General features: G+C 69.6%; 18 protein-coding genes and 1 pseudogene. 5 read left to right on the forward strand and 14 right to left on the reverse strand.

From position 1 onward, the window contains the following. The first annotated feature begins 19 nt into the window (after positions 1-19). On the forward strand, positions 20-1,165 hold the full coding sequence (locus BM362_RS02550; protein WP_093572094.1) for an FAD-dependent monooxygenase: 1,146 nt from the start codon (positions 20-22) through the stop codon (positions 1,163-1,165). Between the two features lie 158 nt (positions 1,166-1,323). Beyond that, the gene (locus BM362_RS48095) at positions 1,324-1,638 is read left to right on the forward strand and encodes an SGNH/GDSL hydrolase family protein (RefSeq protein ID WP_208865093.1); all 315 of its coding nucleotides are present in this window, start codon (positions 1,324-1,326) and stop codon (positions 1,636-1,638) included. Here BM362_RS48095 and BM362_RS02560 read toward each other — a convergent pair. The 4 genes from BM362_RS02560 to BM362_RS02585 all read right to left on the reverse strand — a co-directional run bounded on the left by BM362_RS02560 (position 1,609) and on the right by BM362_RS02585 (position 5,508). Further along, complete coding sequence (locus BM362_RS02560; RefSeq protein ID WP_093572095.1) at positions 1,609-2,448, reverse strand: SDR family NAD(P)-dependent oxidoreductase; 840 nt, start codon at positions 2,446-2,448, stop codon at positions 1,609-1,611. The two genes, BM362_RS48095 and BM362_RS02560, sit on opposite strands and share 30 nt — an antisense overlap. Beyond that, on the reverse strand, positions 2,445-3,377 hold the full coding sequence (locus tag BM362_RS02565) for a patatin-like phospholipase family protein (RefSeq protein WP_067584014.1): 933 nt from the start codon (positions 3,375-3,377) through the stop codon (positions 2,445-2,447). Before BM362_RS02565 ends, BM362_RS02560 begins: the two co-directional genes overlap by 4 nt. 70 nt (positions 3,378-3,447) lie before the next feature. Then, positions 3,448-3,696, reverse strand: coding sequence for a diguanylate cyclase domain-containing protein (locus BM362_RS49840; RefSeq protein ID WP_067584011.1), 249 nt, complete (start codon positions 3,694-3,696; stop codon positions 3,448-3,450). 918 nt (positions 3,697-4,614) lie between these two features. After that, positions 4,615-5,508, reverse strand: coding sequence for a LysR family transcriptional regulator (locus BM362_RS02585; RefSeq protein WP_093572097.1), 894 nt, complete (start codon positions 5,506-5,508; stop codon positions 4,615-4,617). A gap of 124 nt (positions 5,509-5,632) precedes the next feature. Between BM362_RS02585 and BM362_RS02590 the strand changes: the two genes are divergently transcribed. Beyond that, positions 5,633-6,622 (forward strand): NADP-dependent oxidoreductase, encoded by a 990-nt coding sequence (locus tag BM362_RS02590; RefSeq protein WP_067584005.1) that lies wholly within the window; start codon positions 5,633-5,635, stop codon positions 6,620-6,622. Between the two features lie 42 nt (positions 6,623-6,664). Here the strand turns inward: BM362_RS02590 and BM362_RS02595 are convergent, their stop codons facing one another. The 7 genes from BM362_RS02595 to BM362_RS02625 all read right to left on the reverse strand — a co-directional run bounded on the left by BM362_RS02595 (position 6,665) and on the right by BM362_RS02625 (position 13,736). Beyond that, on the reverse strand, positions 6,665-7,069 hold the full coding sequence (locus tag BM362_RS02595) for a hypothetical protein (RefSeq protein ID WP_067584002.1): 405 nt from the start codon (positions 7,067-7,069) through the stop codon (positions 6,665-6,667). A gap of 9 nt (positions 7,070-7,078) precedes the next feature. Further along, positions 7,079-10,444, reverse strand: a complete 3,366-nt coding sequence (locus BM362_RS47235; RefSeq protein WP_093572098.1) for a WXG100 family type VII secretion target — start codon at positions 10,442-10,444, stop codon at positions 7,079-7,081. After that, positions 10,444-10,776 carry a hypothetical protein gene (locus BM362_RS02605; RefSeq protein ID WP_067583998.1) on the reverse strand — a complete coding sequence of 111 codons (333 nt, stop codon included), beginning with the start codon at positions 10,774-10,776 and terminating at the stop codon, positions 10,444-10,446. The genes BM362_RS47235 and BM362_RS02605 overlap by 1 nt, the downstream gene beginning before the upstream one ends. 1 nt (position 10,777) lies before the next feature. Beyond that, positions 10,778-11,035, reverse strand: a complete 258-nt coding sequence (locus BM362_RS02610) for an acyl carrier protein (protein ID WP_067584101.1) — start codon at positions 11,033-11,035, stop codon at positions 10,778-10,780. Beyond that, positions 11,028-12,662 carry a fatty acyl-AMP ligase gene (locus tag BM362_RS02615; RefSeq protein WP_093572100.1) on the reverse strand — a complete coding sequence of 545 codons (1,635 nt, stop codon included), beginning with the start codon at positions 12,660-12,662 and terminating at the stop codon, positions 11,028-11,030. The genes BM362_RS02610 and BM362_RS02615 overlap by 8 nt, the downstream gene beginning before the upstream one ends. A 153-nt stretch (positions 12,663-12,815) precedes the next feature. Then, entirely contained in the window at positions 12,816-13,286 is a 471-nt protein-coding gene (locus tag BM362_RS02620; RefSeq protein WP_093572101.1) for an NAD(P)H-binding protein, read from the reverse strand. Positions 13,287-13,313: 27 nt separating this feature from the next. Beyond that, positions 13,314-13,736 (reverse strand): nuclear transport factor 2 family protein, encoded by a 423-nt coding sequence (locus tag BM362_RS02625; protein ID WP_208865094.1) that lies wholly within the window; start codon positions 13,734-13,736, stop codon positions 13,314-13,316. Positions 13,737-13,755: 19 nt separating this feature from the next. Between BM362_RS02625 and BM362_RS48675 the strand changes: the two are divergent. Continuing rightward, positions 13,756-13,806 (forward strand): annotated as a pseudogene (locus BM362_RS48675) (hypothetical protein); the annotation flags it as partial. Positions 13,807-13,989: 183 nt separating this feature from the next. Here BM362_RS48675 and BM362_RS02635 read toward each other — a convergent pair. Both BM362_RS02635 and BM362_RS02640 read right to left on the reverse strand, forming a co-directional pair. Continuing rightward, positions 13,990-15,192 carry an RNA polymerase sigma factor gene (locus BM362_RS02635; RefSeq protein ID WP_093572102.1) on the reverse strand — a complete coding sequence of 401 codons (1,203 nt, stop codon included), beginning with the start codon at positions 15,190-15,192 and terminating at the stop codon, positions 13,990-13,992. Next, positions 15,189-15,560 (reverse strand): YciI family protein, encoded by a 372-nt coding sequence (locus tag BM362_RS02640; protein ID WP_067583987.1) that lies wholly within the window; start codon positions 15,558-15,560, stop codon positions 15,189-15,191. Before BM362_RS02640 ends, BM362_RS02635 begins: the two co-directional genes overlap by 4 nt. Before the next feature lie 117 nt (positions 15,561-15,677). Here BM362_RS02640 and BM362_RS02645 point away from each other — a divergent pair, with 117 nt between their 5' ends. Next, on the forward strand, positions 15,678-16,445 hold the full coding sequence (locus BM362_RS02645) for a methyltransferase (protein WP_093572103.1): 768 nt from the start codon (positions 15,678-15,680) through the stop codon (positions 16,443-16,445). A 6-nt stretch (positions 16,446-16,451) separates the two neighbouring features. On the opposite strand, the gene BM362_RS02650 is transcribed toward BM362_RS02645, so the two are convergent. Further along, the gene (locus BM362_RS02650; protein WP_093572104.1) at positions 16,452-17,198 is read right to left on the reverse strand and encodes an alpha/beta fold hydrolase; all 747 of its coding nucleotides are present in this window, start codon (positions 17,196-17,198) and stop codon (positions 16,452-16,454) included. Between the last annotated feature and the right edge of the window lie 8 nt (positions 17,199-17,206).

Consider the following 17,206-nt stretch of genomic DNA (forward strand, 5'->3'; position numbering starts at 1 on the left):
AGAACACCGGGGGCTTGCCATGCATGACGCAGTAATAGCGGGAGCCGGACCGGTCGGTCTGTTCCTGGCCTGCGAGCTTGGTCTCGCGGGCAGTTCGGTCCTGGTGCTCGAACGGGAGCCTGAGCCCGGTTCCCAGTGGCGGACGGCACCGCTCGGGATGCGCGGTCTGTCGGCCACGTCGATCGAGGCGTTCCACCGCCGCGGGATGCTGCCTCCGCTGATGGCGGCACCGGACATCCTCGACCCGGCCAAGGTCGACGTCGACGCGCTGCCGTACCGGCCGCCCAGTTCACTGCCCGGCGGCATGATGACCAACCTCGACGCGATCGAGGCGGTGCTATCCGAGCAGGCTGCCAGGCTCGGGGTCGAAATCCGGCGCGGGGTCGAGGTTACCGATCTTGAGCAGCACGAAGACAGCGGGCGCAGTGTTGTGCGCGGGCTGGCGGGTTTCGAGTTCGCCGGCACCGAACCGCAGTTCACCGGCTACACCATCGACCACGGCGCGTTCGACCGCACGCAGCAGCCAAGCATCGAGCACCTTCAGACCGTGCTGCGCCGGGTGTCCGGCACCGACGTCACGCTGACCGGCGTCCGGCTCGTCTCGACGTTCACCGATCGCGCGATGCAGACCACGACGTATCGGCGCGGTCGCGTGCTGCTCGCCGGCGACGCCGCGCACATCCACTCCCCGCTGGGCGGCCAGAGACTCAATACCGGCATCAGCGACGCCTTGAACCTCGGGTGGAAGCTCGCGGCGGTGCGGCCGGACGCGCACGGCCAGCCGGTGCAGGGCGTCCTTCGCGATCTGCTCAGCACCCGAGACGGAACGACCCATGTGTACGGGAAGATGTCCGGCGCGTCGCTCCGCTATGACCTCGGCGGCGAGCATCCGCTGATCGGCCGTTACGCCCCCGATTTCCAGCTGGCAAAAGGAAATCGCGGCGATCTGATGCAGGACGGTCATGGCGTCGTCCTCGACTTCAGCGCTAGCGGCTGCGCGAGGCAACGGGCCAGTTGCGTTACGCGGCCGGGTACGGCGAAAGAAGACCTCGGATTGGGTGCCGTGCTTGTCCGGCCGGACGGCATCGTCGCCTGGGCGGGCGACCGCGACTTTTTCCAGGACTCGTTCACTCAAGCCAAAACTCAGTGGTTCGCCGAAAACTAGGAGCAGACATGACTATCACTCTCCGCCCGGGCAGCACTTGTGCTGTTCACCGGCGATTCGATCACCGACGCACAGCGGAACGAGAGCGAGGACGGTCTCGGATTCGGTTACCCGCTGCGGATCCCGGCGAATGGGGACTCCGTTATCCGGAACGGCCGGTGACCTGGCTGAATTCCGCGATCGCGGACAACAAGGTGATGGACCTCGAATCCCGTTGGCAGAACGATGTTCTGGATGCGCGCCCGGACGTGGTGCCGATCCTCGTCGGCATCAACGACGTCGGCTGGCATTTCTGTGACCCGGACGGTTACGTCATTCCCGCCGACAGAAGTGGCGCGTCGATCTGGACCCGAAAATCCAAGTGGTGCGCGAACTTGCCCGCAAATACGGCGCGCATTTGCTCGCCGCGGACGGCTTGTTCACCGAGGCTTGGCTGCGCCTGGCTACCGCCGAGTTCCTTGCTGCGCCTCTAGATTCGCGCGATATTCAGAGCGTTCCGGGCGGTCTGAGTGCAGCGCGCGGTCGTCTCGGACCAGCCGCCGGATGCGGTTGAGAACCGGTTCCGGGGTGACCCTCGCTGCCGTGGCGAGCAGGCCGACGTAGCCGGGCACGGCGATTTCGGCGCGGCGGTTGTGCACCGAATCGACGACCGCCCTTGCGACGTCTTCCGGCTGCACCTTAGGAATCGGCCGCAGGTCAAGGCCGGAGGCGAGGGCGGTGTCGACCGCCGAGGGCAGCACAGCGGTGAGGCTGACGCCCGCGTCCGCGAACTCCAAGCGGGTCGCGGCCGTCAGCCCCACCACCGCGAATTTGGTCGCGTTGTAGACAGCCAGTCCCTTGACCGGGAACTTGCCTGCCAGCGAGGCGACGTTGACGACGTGGCCGAAACCGCGTTCGACCATGCCGGGCAGCACCAGTTTCATTCCGCTGAGGACACCGCCGAGGTTGACGTCGATCTGCAGCCGGTCGGTGGCGTCGGCGAGTTCGAGAAATCCGCCGTTCGGCATGAGGCCCGCGTTGTTCACCAGCACGTGCAACGGTCCGTGGGCCTTCTCGGTCGCGGCCACGAAGGACGCGAACGAGTCGCGGTCGGCGACATCGAGGTGGTGGGCGGTGCCGCCGACCAGCGCGGCGGCTTCCTCGGCGGCCGCCTGGTTGAGGTCGCCGATCGCGACGTGCGCGCCCTTGCTCGCGAACAGCTTGGCGACCGCGCGGCCGATCCCGGCGCCTCCGCCGGTGATCGCGACGGACGCGCCGTCGAGGTCGATTCTGGGGTAGGTCATCGGGTCGCTCCTTGTTCGATGGCGGCGCGCACGCGCGGCGGGGTCAGGGTGCGGCAGGCGCGGAGCACGTCGGAGCGGCGGCGCAGATCCATGAAATTCGGGCCCATGACGTCCAGTTCGGCCTGGCCGGGTTCGATCCGAAGCACGCGGATTCCAGCAGCGCGGAGTTGCTTGACCTCCGCGTCGACGCGCCGGGTCATCGCGCGCCGGGCGAGTCGTTCGACGCGGGCGAAGCCGCGGCCGGGCGCGCCGCCGGAGGTGGACATCGGCGGAATGAGCACGGCCTCCTCGACCCCGGCCGGGATGACGAGATCGGCGGACGTCGGCGAGACGGTGCCGCCGTCGACGTACTCGCGGCCGTTGACGCCGACCGGCGGGAACCATCCCGGAATGGCCCAGGACGCGGCAATCGCGGTACCGAGCTGGGTACGCTGCGAATTCCCGAACGCGACCCGCTCCCCGGTGCGGAGATCGGCTCCGACGAGCCAGGTCCGCGGGTGGTCGACCCAGCCTTCGGCAGTGGCCAGCGCGGTGCCGAGACCGCGCAGCCATCCAGCGTCGCCACGTCCCCTCGGCAACGTTCCGGCCAGCCCGGCCAGCAGGTCCACCCGGCCGCGCACTGCCCCGGCGGTGAGGCCGAGACCAGGCCAAACCGGTGTCGGCAACGGCGGCAGCTTGCCCGGATGCTGAGCGAGATGGCGCACGACGCGGTCGTCGGCGGGTTCCCCTCGCAACCCGGCCATGATCTCGCCGACCCCGATGCCGGAACCGAGGAACGCCGCCATCTCCGCACCCGCCGAGGTGCCGACCAGTACGTCAGCTTCGCGCGCGTCCCAGCCCAGCTGGTCCTCGACCGCGGCGAGGGCAGCGGCGGTCCAGGCGAAGCCGAGCGTGCCGCCACAACCGAGCACCAGTGCGCGTTTGGTCATCGACCACCTCTGCGGAATCACGTGTCAGTGTCGGAACCGTATGTCATTTACACGCCCGGGGCAATACCGGTCAGGCGCGATCGGCGCTGCTGACGACCTTGTCGCTGCCGGTGTTCTTCGCGTTGCAGAGCACCTGGTCGGTCGCGTGGACCAGGCGATCGATGGCGGATCCGGCCTCGGGACAGGTCGCGAGGCCGATCGAGCCGGAGAGCCCGTCGATGGTCTTCGTCGCAGGCACTTCCACGACGAGCCGGGCGATGGCTTCGCGAACGCGTTCGGCGACAACGCGGGTGGCGGATTCGTGGATGTCGGGCAGCAAACCACGAACTCCTCGCCGCCGAACCGGCCGACCGAGTCGTAGCCGCACACTGCGGTGGCGACGGCGCGGTGCGCGAGACGGCATCGCCGCTGAGATGCCCGTGCTGGTCGTTGATCCGCTTGAAGCGGTCGAGATCCACCATCAGCACGCCGAAACTGGAGTCGACGGTTCGCTGCGCCCGGTCGAGCGCGCGGGCGTGCCGGCCGGTGGCGTTGAAGATCCCGTCTTCTCAGCAGAGTTCGGAAACCGTTGCGGGAAAACGATGTCGCGACTGCGCGGTCAGCTGATTTGTCGAACCCGGGTGCACCGAACGAATCGGCGCACCCGCGGGCAAGCCCTACCGGTGGCCGGCGAAGAGAGTCAACGGTTCCCGGAGTTCCGCGCAGTGGTGCTGACGCGGGATCTCCGTCGGGAGCTGGCCGTCTCCAGCAGCGTTGAGCGCCATGACCGCTGGACTGTCCTTTGTGTACGGATCATGCTGCGGCGCACCGTCCACAGTGGAGTTTCCGGTGCGCGCGAAACCGATGTGTCGCGGCTTCAGCGAACGGCAGCTGAGTTTCGTCGCGATCGACGCCGTGCATCAAGGTTACGTGATTGACGCGCCCGGTGGCGAAAGCTTCGGCGGGTGACATCGGCAGCATTGACCCGTCGACGATCGGCGCGACCGTGCCGTTGTCCGGATTTCTCCCGTGGTCGGCCTGGTTGAGCACAGCCTGCGCGGGCAGCGGGTGCCTTTTCGTCGAATCTCATCCGTCCTCCTTCGCTCCCGCCTGGCCGGGCAGGCTCGACCGATGACAAACTGCGGGTCATCGCCGCGGAACGCTTGTCTCCAGTCTTGCCGCTGCACGGGGAGGCACAACCTCCGTCCGCGCGCGCGGAAGATGTCACATTCCCGGGAACGACGGTCTTTGTCAGAGATCAAGCCGCGCCGAGGAATTCCGCCTCGGCCACCGCCCTCAATTCCCGTACTAATTCGCGCACCGCAAGGGATTGCGCGCCAGCGTAGGTGGCGACGTACCCGATTCGCCGGGTGGGCGGGTCGGCGATCGGCGTGACCGCGGCTCCCGGCGGGACGGCCGCGAGGGTCAGCTTCGGCAAGATCGCCATGCCGATCCCTTGCGCCACCATGGAAAGGACCACTCCGTCGTCGGCGACCTCCATCTTCGCCGACGGCAACCAGTTCTGCCGGGCCCACCAGGACCGGGTGTAGGAGGAGCAGTTTTCCGGCCAGTCGAGCAGCGGGAGACCGCGCGGATCGGCCTGACCGTCCGGGTTCACCAGGAAGTACGGTTCCCGGAACAGTTCTCCGGCGACCAATCCGGCGGGCGGGGTTTCGTCCTCGCCGAGCGTCGCGATGGCGACATCCGCGCGTCCGTCGGCGACCTCGCCCGCGGTGCCGCGGCCCAGTTCGGGGACGACCAGCACCTGCGGGTGCAGGCCGGAATGCTTGGCGGTCAAGCGTTCCAGCGCGGCGGGCAGGAGATGCGCGGCGGCGCTGCGGAAAGCGGCGATCCGCAGCGGGCCGGTGAGGGTCCCGGCTGCCGCGCCCCGGGCTTCAGCGCGGAGAACGTCGAGCTGGCGCAGAATCAACCGGGCGTGCACGAGTGCGCGGGCACCGGCGGCGGTCGGGCGAGCACCGGTTCGGCCGCGGTCGAAGAGGATGGTGCCGACCTTGCGTTCGCAGGTCCGGACTGCGTGCGAGACCGCGGACTGAGTCAGGCTCAGCTCGGCGGCAGCGGCGGTGAAGCTGCCGGTGCGCTCTACCGCGAGCAGCAGGCGCAGCTCGCCCGGCGTGAGGTCGACAGCATCCATGCGGCCAGCCTAGCCGCAACCATGAGCGAGATTCATGGATTAGCCCGGTCCATCGATCCGGAGGTCTGCCCGGGCGGCTTCGGCGCGCTTAAGTTACTGGTCAGAGCCAATTGAAGGAGATCACGTGTCCCTGACCGCCGTCCGCCAGGTCCGCCGCCCCGAGGGCGCGCCGAGCGCCGCCGATTTCGAGTTCGTCACCCAGCCGCTGCCGGAGCTCGCCGACGGACAGGCGCTGGTCGAAAACCGCTACCTGTCCGTCGATCCGTACATGCGCGAGTTCATGGAGTGGGGCGGCTGGGAACTGGGCGCGGGCCTGGAAGGCCGCACGATCGGCGAGGTGGTCGAGTCGAAGGAGCCGACGCTGCCGGTCGGCACGACGGTGTTCCACCGGCACGGCTGGGCTACCCACGCCGTCCTCACCGCCGCCGACGTCCGGGCGATCACACCCGCGGACGGCGTTCCGCTGAGCGCCTACCTCGGCATTCTCGGCGGGACCGGGCTCACCGCGTACGCCGGTCTCACTCGGATCGCGCAGGTCCGCCCCGGTGACGACGTGTTCATCTCCGCGGCGGCCGGTGCGGTGGGCAGTGCGGCCGGGCAGATCGCCCGGCTGCTCGGCGCGGGACGGATCGTGGGCAGCGCCGGGTCAGCGGCGAAGGTCGAGCACCTGACTCGCGACCTCGGCTTCGACGCCGCCTTCGACTACCACGACGGTCCCGTCACCGATCTGCTCGCGAAAGCGGCTCCGGACGGAATCGACGTGTACTTCGACAACGTCGGCGGCGATCACCTGGCCGCCGCCATCGACGCCCTTCGCGAGCGCGGTCGCGTCGCCTGGTGCGGTTCAGTCGCGCAGTACAACAGCCTGCGCACGCCGCCGAGCGCGCCGCACAACCTGTTCGAGGTGGTCGGGAAAAGCCTTCGGATCGAAGGGTTTCTGGTGCGCAATCACCTCGACGCACGCGAAGAGTTCGAGGAATTCCTGATCCCGCACGTCCGCAGCGGGCGAGTGCTCGTGAACGAGACTGTGACCGAAGGGTTTTCCAGCATCGTGGACGCGTTCATCGGCATGCTGCGCGGAGCGAACGTCGGGAAAATGCTGGTCCGGGTCTGACCGCGGGGAGGGGGCCGGAAAGCCCCCACCCCGCTCAGATCCTCAGTCGCGCCAACGGTTGTTGAGGAAGGCGTCGTCGTCCTCGTCGTCCTCAACCGGACGCGGGCGACGCGCCGGACGGCGCGGAGCCTCGGTTCGCAGCGCGGGCTGATTCGGAGTCACCGCGAACGGGGACGCCGAGCCGGGCTCGTTGCCGAACTCGTCGGAATCGAACGCCGAGGGCGGTTCGGTGCTCGGCCGGTCCGTGCTCCACCCGGACTTGGTCTTGCGCTTCCCCATCTCCCGCCGGTGCTGGACGTACCGTTCGGCCGCCTGCACCTGCTTGGTCATGTACTCCTGGGACTGTGCCTTGACCTCCTCGGCCTTCTGCTCGCGCAGTGCCCTGCGGTCGGCCTGCTCCCGGACCAGCGCGTCCAGTTCGGCCTTCATCGCGGCGGTTTCGCTCATGCGTGCCTCCTACCTGGTCCGGATGATCGGCGCGTCGTCGTCATCGTCGAGTGAACCAGTGATCCGGCTGGCGGGCTCGCCGAGATTGTCGAAGACCGCGCCCTCCACGCGGTACGCCGCGCGCCGCTCGGTTTCGCCGCCGCCGCCACCGCCGCCATGCCCGCCGCCCATCGAGCCCATGCCGGGCATCCCGGAGCCACCGGACTGACCCGGCTGGCCGGAACCGCCTGCGTGGTCGCCCGCCGGTTGCGAGAACCCGCCGCCGGTTTGGGTGCCGACCATCGGCGTGCTGTCGACCCCGGCCATGGGCGCGCCGTGCAGCGGAGCGCTCGGAGCGCCGGCGGGCACGCCCGGACCGCCGCTGTGCGACATCTCCGGACCGGGACCGCCCTCGATCGGATGACCAGGAGCCCCGCTCGGGACGCCGTGCTGCAACGGCTGGGCCGGACCGCCCGCAGGGTGTCCCGGGGCGTCCGAATCCGAGCCCCCCGGACCGGGGCCGCCTCCGGCCGGATGCGCCGGATCGCCTGCCGGATGCCCGCCGAACGGGTCGCCGCTGTGCGACATCTCCGGACCCGGCCCGCCCGCGATCGGATGCCCGGGGTGGCTGCTGCTGGGCGAGGCGCCGCCGTGCCCGTTGCCGTCGGGTCCCTTGTGGTCGCCGGCGTGCTTGCCGGGACCGTCGTCTCCGTGCTGGCCAGGACCGTCGCCCGCGTGATGCCTGCCGGTGCTGTCGCCGGGCATCTCCGGACCGTGGTCGATCTCGTGGACGCCCTGCTTCTTGTCTTCCTCGCCGAGCGTGTAGGTCGTCGGGTTGCCCTTGCCGTCGTCGACCGTGACGACGGTCGGCCCGTTGGGCCCGTCCGGACGCTCCGCGGTGATCTTCGTATCGCCGTCGCGGAGGTGGATCTTTCCGTCCGGGCCGGGGTGGTGGACCTGGGCGTCGTGCTGCTGGCCGTCGCCGCCGTCGTGCGCGGACTTGTCGTCGGACCAGTCGAGTTTGAAGTCCTTGGCGTTCCCGGAACCCTCGCCGATCTTGATGTCCATCTTGCCGTCGTGGTCCGGCTCGGACATTTCGAAGGTCTTGTCGCCCTGCTTGACCTTCAGGACATCGCGACCGTCGTCGTCGGGCTTGCCGTCGTGGTCCTTGTCCTCGCCCGGCTTGCCGTCGTGGCCCTTGCCGTCGTCGTCGGGCTTGCCGTCGTGGTCCTTGTCCTCGCCCGGCTTGCCGTCGTGACCCTTGCCATCGTCGTCGGGCTTGCCGTCGTGGTCCTTGTCTTCACCCGGCTTGCCGTCTTCGCCGCCGGGACCGCCGTCCGCGGGGTCGGTCTTGATCGGCGGGCCGTCGACCGGACCGCCGCCGCTGGAACCGCCGCCGCCCTTGTCGCCGGGGCTCTTGTCGTCGCCGGGAACCTTGTCGTCGGGGCCCTTGCCGTCCGGACCCTTTCCGTCGGGGCCCTTGCCGTCGCCGCCGGTCGAACCGGGTTCGCCGCCGCCGGGCCCGCCGAGGGGGCTGCCGCCGTGGCTGCCCTGCGCGTCCTTCTTCAGCGACTCCATCGCGGCCTCGGCCTTTTGCTTGGCCTCGGCCTGCGCCTTCTGCTTGGCCTCTTGCTCGGCCTGCTGCTTGGCCGCTTCCTCGGACTGCTGCTGGTCCTGTCCGCCGCCGGAACCCGAACCGCCCGAGCCGGACGAACCGCCCGAACCGGAACCAGAGCCGCCGGAACCGGAACCGCCGGGATCGGTCTTGATCGGTGGACCGTCCACCGGACCGCCGCCGCCGGAACCGCCGCCGGAACCGTCACCCGAGCCGCCGCCGAGGGGGCCGCCGCCCGGTGAATCGGACGGAACGTCGAGGTCAGGCACCTTGCCGCCGCCCCCGCCCGAGCCGCTGCCGGAACCGCCGCCCGAGCCGGAGCCGCCGCCAGTACCGCCGCCGATCCCGCCGATGCCGCCGCCCGAGCCGCTGCCGGAGTGGTCGCCCTGCGGCGTGTCCGAGCCGGACCCGCCGCCGGGACCGCCACCGGAACCGCCGCCGTAGCCGCCGCCCTGACCGTCGCCAGAACCGCCCTGGCCACCGCCGTAGCCACCAGAACCCTGACCGCCACCGCCGGGGCCGCCGCCGGGCCCCTGCCCCCCGCCGCCGGGACCACCGGGACCGCCCGAGCCGCCAGTCCCGCCTGCCCCGCCGTCCTTGGCGCCCTCGAACTTGTTCTTGACCTTGCCCATCTCTTTGTCAAGGGTGTCGTAGGCCTTGTCGACGAGATCCTTGGCGTCCTTGCAGGCCTTCTCGAACCCCTTGTAGATGGTGTCCCACATGTCGGGGTTGAACTGGTTCATGATCCACTGCTTGGCGAGGTCCTTGCCGTGGCTCTGGATCTCGTCGTCGTTGCAGCAGCCCTGGTCGTTGAGGGTGTCGACCAGGTTGGTGCCGAAGTTGTAGTCCATCCAGCCGGCGATCTGGGCCAGGTCGTCGACGCTGCCGTGCTCGCCGTTGGCGACCGCGATGACCTTCTGCGCCATCGTGTAGTCGGCCTTGCCGACCTGGTCGCGGTACAGCGCGATGACCTGGTCGGCCTTGCCCTTGCACAGGTCGAACAGCGTCTTCGTGGTGTGCAGCGTCGCTTCGCTGGCGTGGCTGAGGTCCTCCCCCAGCTTCGCGGCCTTCTTCTGGATGCTCTCGTTGTACCGGTCCGACGCCGCGTCGGCTCCCGCCCCGGTCCAGGTCCCGAACAGGGTGCCCAGTTCGGTTCCGGTCTCGGTCAGCGTCGACTTCACGGTTTCCGAGCCGGTCTTGAAGTGCATGGCGTCGTTGATGAAACCCTCGAAGCTGATCCCGCGCTGCTCGTCGAACGGACCGCGGATGTCCTTGTCGAGGTCGAGCTTGCGGGTGTTCCCCTTGCAGTCGTCGGGGAGCTTCTCAAGCAGCCCGCCGAAGGTCTCGAACACCCGGAGCGCGGCCGCCGCGGGGTCGAAGAGCTCGTCGGAGGTCTTCGTGCCGGTCGCCTCGGCGTCCTTGCCCTCGCCGGGGGCGGGCGGCTGCTTCTTGTCGAGCTCGCCCTTGCCCTTGTCGACTTCCTTCTTCTTCTCGTCCTGGTTGTAGCTGTTCTGCTGGCCCTTCTGCCGGGCCTCTTCGTAGATCTCGTCGAGCTTCGGAGCGCCGCCGGGCATCTCGAACGGGTTCTTCGGGATGGCGATGAACGTCCGCCCGTAGGACTTGATGTACTTCGCGACGTCCTGGCCCTCGTCGCCGCCCGGATTCGGGTGCTCGTTGACCCACGCCCGGAGCAGGCCGTCCTTCAGCTCCGGCGGCACCGCCGAGTTGTCGAGCAGCTTCTTGACATCCGGCCACGTCTTGGGCTTGTTTTCGTCCGCCATCAGAGGATCCCGTCGACGCCGTTGCCGGTCTTGTTAATGGCGCCGGACTGGTTGTCCTCGTTCGTGCCGTAGGCAGACCCGGCGGTGCTGATGTTCGTGCCGAACGATTCGAGAGCCTTGCTGTAGCCGGAGAGCGCGCCCCACAGCTGCTTGGTTCCCTCAAGGTACTTGTCGGAGTGCGCCTGGTGCGCCCGGCCGAACTTCTCCTTGGTCAGCTCGGAGTTCTCCAGGTCCGGATTGTCGTCCAGCAGCTTTTCCGCCAGGTCGCCGATCTTCTTCGACGCCGTCGACAACGCTTCGGTTGTCGCGGTGTACCCGCCCCCACCGCTCATTTCAGTGCTTCTCCTCGGCTCGGCAAGCTGTCAGGGCCTCCGCGAGCACTTCCGCCACGGATTCCACGTCGGTGAACCGATCGAGCTCGTCCAGATCGATCGACACGTCGTAGTAGATCTCCAGCGCCGCGAGAAGCCGGATCCGGCCCTTCGAGTCGATGCCGAGCTCCTCCAGCGGAGCGTCGGGCACGACGAGGGCCGGGTCGAGCCGGAAGGTGTCGCTGACGACCTTCGTGACCTCGGCGCAGTGATCACCCACGCACGCCACCGTAACGCGCCTTGGCGGCGGACCGGGCGACCTTTCCGCTGGAAGTGCGCGGAAGTCCGCCAGAAGGGACCAGGTGTACCGCACGGAGCGTGAGATCGTGCTCCCTCGACACCGCTCGCAGCACCGCCCGGGTCACGTCCTTGACCTCGGCTTCCGCTCCGCGGGCCCATTCCACGACCACCATCGCGCCCTCGCCCTGGTCGTCGGCGACGCCGAACGCGGCGACCCGGTCGCGCCGGATCGCCGGATGCGCCTCGCCCGCCGCCGCCTCCAGGTCCTGCGGATGGAAGTTGCGGCCGTCGACGACGATCAGGTCCTTGAGCCTGCCGGTGACGTAGAGGTCGCCGCGGTGGACCACGCCCAGATCGCCGGTGCGCAGCCAGCCCTGGAGCCCGTCGAGGACGCCGCCGAACGCTTCCGCGTCGCCGCGGCCCCAATAGCCGGACGCGACGTTCGGGCCGTGCACCCAGATCTCGCCGACCTCGCCCTCGGGCTGTTCGTGTCCGTCGTGGACGATCCGGACGAGCTGCCCGACTGGCTGGCCCACCGACATGACCGGCTGGCCGTCCGGCGTTTCGACGGCGCGGCCCTGGGCCAGGGCTTCCCGGTCGAGCACCGCGCCGCGCGGCCCTTCCTCGCCCGCGCTCGCGACGTACACCGTGGCCTCGGCCAGCCCGTACGACGGCCGATGCGCCTCGGCGCGGAACCCGCGCGGACCGAACACCTCGTGAAACCGCTCGACTGTGCGCGGTCGAACCGGCTCGGCGCCGTTGAGCGCGACCCGGACGTCCGAGAGGTCCAGGTCGTCCTGGCCGCCGACGTCGGCGGCCAGGTCGTAGGCGAAATTCGGGGCCGCGGTGAAGACGGCCGGATAGTCCGAGAGCTGGCGCAGCCAGCGCTGCGGCCGGTGCACGAACTCCGCCGGCGACATGAACACCGACCGGCCGCCGACGTAAACGGGCAGGCACAGCAGCTGGATCAGGCCCATGTCGTGGAAGAACGGGATCCAGCCGGCGCAGGTCGTCTGCTCGTCCGAGGCGTAGGCCTGGCTGGCCTGCCAGCAAGCCGCGACGATCGCCCGGTGCGGGATCACCGCGCCCGCCGGTTCGCGCGTCGACCCCGACGTGTACTGCAGGTAGGCGGGGCTTTCCGGATCGACGCGGACCGGGTCGAGGCCCGGTCCGGACAGCTCGTCCACCACCACGAGGTCGCCGGGATCGCTGAACTCGCGCACCTTCGCCGCGACAGCCGACGACGTCGCCCACACTCGCGCGCCGGAATCGGCGAGGACCCCGGAAAGCCGGTCGGCCTGCGCGCGATTGCCAGGCAGCATCAGCGGAACGGCGACCATCCCGGCGGCGAGCGCGCCGAAGAACGCCAGCGGATAAGCGAGTTCCTGTCCGGCGAGGATCGCGACACGCTCCCCCGGTTCCGCGACCCGGCGCAGTTCCCCGGCCACGATCCGGACTTTGGCGGCGAATTCCGCCCACGCCCAGGTGTGCTCGACGCCGCGACTGTGGTCTTGGTGGGTGAACAACGGCCGTTTGTCGTCGGCACGGGCGAACAGCCGATCCACGATCGAGACGTGCAGAACCTCGGCAGGCACCGTGTGGGACACCCAGCGAAGCTACCCGCTACGACGAGACCGCGACCACCCGGCCGAAAGTCCGCGAGTCGCCAAGGTGATCCACCACGCAGGCCGCCAGATCAGCCCGAGACGTGCGCTGGCCGAGACCTTCAGCGGAGTCGAGGGAAACGCGGGGCCGGCTGGTCAGTCAACCCGCTCGGCGGCACCGCTGTCCACGCGAGCCCGCTGGAAGCCAACAGCTTCTCCATCCGCGCCATGTCGGCGTACGGATGCCGCAGCCACCCAGCGCAGGATCCCGCCGAGCAACCGCGCGCCCGGCCCGGCGTCCGGCGGCGTCGCGAGAGCGGCGGAGGAGAGCACCATCAGCCGCGCACCGGACGGCAAAGCCGAAACGATGGCGGCGGTCCCGGCGGAGCAGACGGTGGTGGGGCCGAGGCCGGTCGAGCCGAGCGCGGAAACCACCGCCTCGGGTCCGGCGAGCGCACCGCGCAGCGACTCCGGGTTCAGCGCGTCGGCGGTGCGCCGGCGATGATCGAGGGCGAGGTTCCCTGGCAGGCGGGCGATGGCGGTCACGTCGTATCCGGCGGCCAAACCGCGTTCGACGACCAGCTGGCCGGTGCGTCCGGTCGTGGCGACGACAGCGAGCGAAGGCAGGGCGTTTCTTGAGGAGCCCGGTCCGGATCAGGCGGCCGGTTTGCTCGCCGGCTGGAACTTGAAGCGGGCCGCCTCCAGCAACGGCCGGTGCTTCGTGTTCTGGAACGCAGCGACCTTCCATCCGCTCCCGGTGCGGACCAGGCTGTAGGTCCGGACCTTGTTCAGCTCAGCGGGCTTCGAGCCCTTGGCGGTCGCACCGTGGGTGACGACGTGGGCCGAAGCGGGACCGACCCGGCGCACGCTCAACACCTCGTGAGCCAGCCGCGTGCCCTTGACGAAGCTGTCGAAGAGCGCTTGATGCGCCCGGCCGGTCTCGTCCGCGCTCTGGTCGAGGGTGCCGACATAGGCGATCCAGCACGGCGGTGATAGCGGCGAGGTCGGTGTCCTGCACTCGCAGGCGAGCGCGCGAGCGGTCGGACTGGGAGCGACCGACCTGTACGCGCTGAACATCCTGGAGCTGCGCGGCGCGATGACCGCCAGCGAACTGGGCCGCCTGGTCGATCGCCTTGAGGAGGGCGGCTACGTCCGCCGCGCACCCGACCCCGACGACCGGCGTAAGGTCGTTGTCCAGCCGCTCCACCAGCCCGAGGGCTTGGACAAGGCACTCGCCCCCGGCTCGCGCCAGCGTCGGCGAGATCCTGCGCGGCTACCGGCCGGAAGAGGCGGCGGTGGTGTTCGGCTATTTCGCCCGGGCCGCCGGCGCCTACCACGGCTTCACCCGGCTGGCCCGAGCTGTCAAGAAACGCTGCTCCGCGACACTCGCCGTCGCCTTCGCGGCCAGCCGGTAGTTCTCGTACGCGCCAGGCAGATCCCCGGCTTTCTCCAGCAAATGCGCTCGCACCGACAGCAACCGGTGATGCCGGGCGATCCGCTCCTCACTGTCTAATGTGGACAACAGAGCGAGCCCGGCCAGCGGCCCCTCGGTTTCGGCGAGCGCGATCGCCCGATTCAACGTCACCACCGGATTGGGCGCGATCCGTTCCAGGATCAGGTACAGCGCGTGCACCTGCCGCCAGTTGGTCTCGTCCGCGGTCGCCGCGTCGGCGTGTGTCGCGGCAATGGCCGCCTGCAGCTGATACGGGCCGAGCGCCGAACCCGCCAGCGACGCTTTCGCCAGCTCGGTGCCCTCGTCGAGCATCGCACGGTCCCACGTCGTGCGGTCCTGATCGGCCAGCGGCACCAGATCGCCCGACGGCGTCGTGCGGGCCGTCCGACGAGCGTGAGTCAGCAGCATCAACGCGAGCAGACCGGTCACCTCGCTGTCGTCCGGCAGCCGCGCGTGCACCATTCTGGCCAGCCGAATCGCCTCGTACGCCAGGTCGGCGCGGTGCAGATCGCTGCCCGACGACGCGGTGTAACCCTCGTTGAAAATCAGGTAAAGCACCTGCAGCACGACATTCAGCCGCTCCGGCTCCGCCGAACCCGGGAACGAACTGCCCGCCGCCCTGATCCGCTGTTTGGCACGGCTGATCCGGGCAGCCATCGTGCCCTCCGGCACGAGAAACGCGCGGGCGATCTCCGCCGTCGTCAGACCGCCGACCGCGCGCAGGGTCAACGCGGTCTGCGACGCCGGGGTCAGCGCCGGATGGCAGCACAGAAACAGCAAGAGCAGCGTGTCGTCGGTGTCCGGCACCTCGGGCGCGGCCTCGGCGGCGTTCGCCAGCTCCCGCTCGCGGCGCGCCTGGTCGCTGCGCAACTGGTCGACATAGCGCCGGGACGCGACCGTCGACAGCCAGCCGCGCGGATTGTTCGGCACGCCGTCGACCGGCCATTGCCGAGAAGCCGCGAGGACCGCCTCTTGCACGGCGTCCTCGCAGCCCTCGAACTGGCCGTACCGGCGCACCAGCACGCCAAGAACCTGCGGCACGAGTTCGCGCAGCAGGTCCTCGACGGAGGGAGCGGTCACGCGTCCAATTGTCCCTCCGAGAACATCACCTGGCGCACCTCGACGCCGAGCCCCTCGATCGCGGCGTCCGGGACCTGCGCGGCCAGCTCGATCGCCCGCTCCTTGCTCTCGACGTCGATCATGTAGTACCCGCCGAGGAACTCCTTGGACTCGAGAAACGGCCCGTCGGTCACCACCGGCTGCCCGTCCCGGACCGACACCACCGCGGCCTGCGACGGGTCGGCGAGCGCCTGGGCGGCGATCAGCTCGCCGGACTTCTTCGTCGACTCCATGAACGCGGTGACGCCGTTGCCGAGGGCCTCTTTCTCCTCGTCGGTCAGCGCGTCGAGGACGGACTGGTTGATGTGCAGGCTGATCAGGAACTTCATCGTCTTGCTCCTCGTGGTTTCGGGGTCTTTCGCGGAGTGGTCGGAGACGCGAGCGGGTTCTGGACTTGGACTTTATGTGATGCGCGTCACTATAAGTTCGGGCGCACTATGAACGGCATGGAGACCGACGCCTGGGCCGCACTGGCGAGTCCGTTCGTGGAAGGCGCGTACGCGACCGTCAAAGGCCGAGTGCGCACGTATGTCTTGCATCAGCAGCTCCTGGCGCACCTGCCTCCGCCACCAGCGACAGTGCTCGACGTCGGCGGCGGGGCCGGACATCAGTCCTTCCCCTTGGCACGCCTGGGTTACGACGTCGTTCTGCTGGATTCGTCCGACGCGATGCTGTCGAAAGCGGCGCAGCGTCTCGCCGCAGAATCAGCCGAGGTACGCGAGCGCGTCCAGCTGGTGCGCAGCCGCGGCGAGGACGCCGTCGCGGCGGTCGCGGGCCAGAAGTTCGACGCGGTGTTGTGCCACGGCGTGCTGATGTATGTGGACGATCCGGTACCGATGATCGACGCGCTGTGCGCCTGCGCGGCACCGGGCGGGGTCGTCTCGGTGATGGCGCTCAACGCCGAGACGCTGGCCGTCCTCCCGGCCCTGGAAGGACGGTGGAGCGACGCGCTGACGGCGTTCGACGGGCAGGGCGAGCGCGGCGTCCTCGGCGTGGACACGCGCGCCGACACCGTCGCAGGGCTGTCGCAGCTGCTCGTCGGACAGGGAGCCGAACCGCTTGCCTGGTACGGGGTTTGGCTGTTCGCCGACTGGATGGACCTGGATGTCGACGAGAGCCGGATCGGCGAGATCGCGGAGGTCGAGCTGGAGGCCGCGCGACGAGACCCGTACCGGCGGCTCAGCCGGGTGTTCCATCTCGTCGCACGCGCCTGAACTGTCCTATTTGGACGAGTCCCAGAACTCGGCGAGGACGCGCGCGCCCTGGGCCGGGTCCTGCGTCATCCACCAGTGCCCGAGCCCCTCCAGCACCGCGACCTTCGCCCCGGCTCGTGCGGCCGAGCGGCGGCGTTGCTCGGCCGTCCCGACGAAGTGGTCCTCGGTCGCCAGCACGACGAGTCCCGGACGCTCCGCCGCGCGTTCGAGGTTCCGGCCGGACTCCGCGAGCGCGGGCTGCGCCGCGGACCGGTAGAGCGGGAGCACCGCGCGGGCCATGTCGTCGTTCATTCCCTCGGCGACCTTGGCGGCCACCGCTTCGTGCATTCCACTGCGGACCAGGCGCTCGGCCCGGGCTTCCGCCGGCGCGCCGAACATCGCCGCGACGGCTTCCTCGCCGACGCCCGGCTTCTGCCACCCCTGCGCGAGGTCATGCCAGACGTAATCCGGGTCGAACGCGCCGGCCGTGTCACTGGCCCAGGTGCGCACCAATTCCGGACGCGCCATGACTGCGTTGAGCACGTGTGCGCCGCCCCAGTCGTGGCCGACCAGGTCGACCGGTTCGGGGAACTTCTCCAGCTCGGCGATCAGCCAGTCGCGGTACTCGACCGCCGTCGCGCCGAACCCCTCCGGCCACGGCGCGCCGAACCCGGGCGGGGACAGGCATACGGTCGAGCGATCGCCCAGCTCGGCGAGCAGACGCTCCCACACCGCGGCGGTTTCCGGATTGCCGTGGACGAAAACTGCGGTCATCGGACTTC

The organism is Amycolatopsis rubida, from assembly GCF_900115345.1.
In the GTDB taxonomy this organism is placed as follows: Bacteria; Actinomycetota; Actinomycetes; order Mycobacteriales; family Pseudonocardiaceae; genus Amycolatopsis; species Amycolatopsis rubida.

Bases quoted from the DNA above. Each gene is read 5' to 3' on its own strand.
- BM362_RS02550 (WP_093572094.1), top strand. From the start codon at position 20: ATGCATGACGCAGTAATAGCGGGAGCCGGACCGGTCGGTCTGTTCCTG.
- BM362_RS02560 (WP_093572095.1), bottom strand. From the start codon at position 2,448: ATGACCTACCCCAGAATCGACCTCGACGGCGCGTCCGTCGCGATCACC.
- BM362_RS02565 (WP_067584014.1), bottom strand. From the start codon at position 3,377: ATGACCAAACGCGCACTGGTGCTCGGTTGTGGCGGCACGCTCGGCTTC.
- BM362_RS02585 (WP_093572097.1), bottom strand. From the start codon at position 5,508: ATGGATGCTGTCGACCTCACGCCGGGCGAGCTGCGCCTGCTGCTCGCG.
- BM362_RS02595 (WP_067584002.1), bottom strand. From the start codon at position 7,069: ATGAGCGAAACCGCCGCGATGAAGGCCGAACTGGACGCGCTGGTCCGG.
- BM362_RS47235 (WP_093572098.1), bottom strand. From the start codon at position 10,444: ATGGCGGACGAAAACAAGCCCAAGACGTGGCCGGATGTCAAGAAGCTG.
- BM362_RS02605 (WP_067583998.1), bottom strand. From the start codon at position 10,776: ATGAGCGGTGGGGGCGGGTACACCGCGACAACCGAAGCGTTGTCGACG.
- BM362_RS02625 (WP_208865094.1), bottom strand. From the start codon at position 13,736: ATGTTCAGCGCGTACAGGTCGGTCGCTCCCAGTCCGACCGCTCGCGCG.
- BM362_RS02640 (WP_067583987.1), bottom strand. From the start codon at position 15,560: ATGAAGTTCCTGATCAGCCTGCACATCAACCAGTCCGTCCTCGACGCG.
- BM362_RS02645 (WP_093572103.1), top strand. From the start codon at position 15,678: ATGGAGACCGACGCCTGGGCCGCACTGGCGAGTCCGTTCGTGGAAGGC.
- BM362_RS02650 (WP_093572104.1), bottom strand. From the start codon at position 17,198: ATGACCGCAGTTTTCGTCCACGGCAATCCGGAAACCGCCGCGGTGTGG.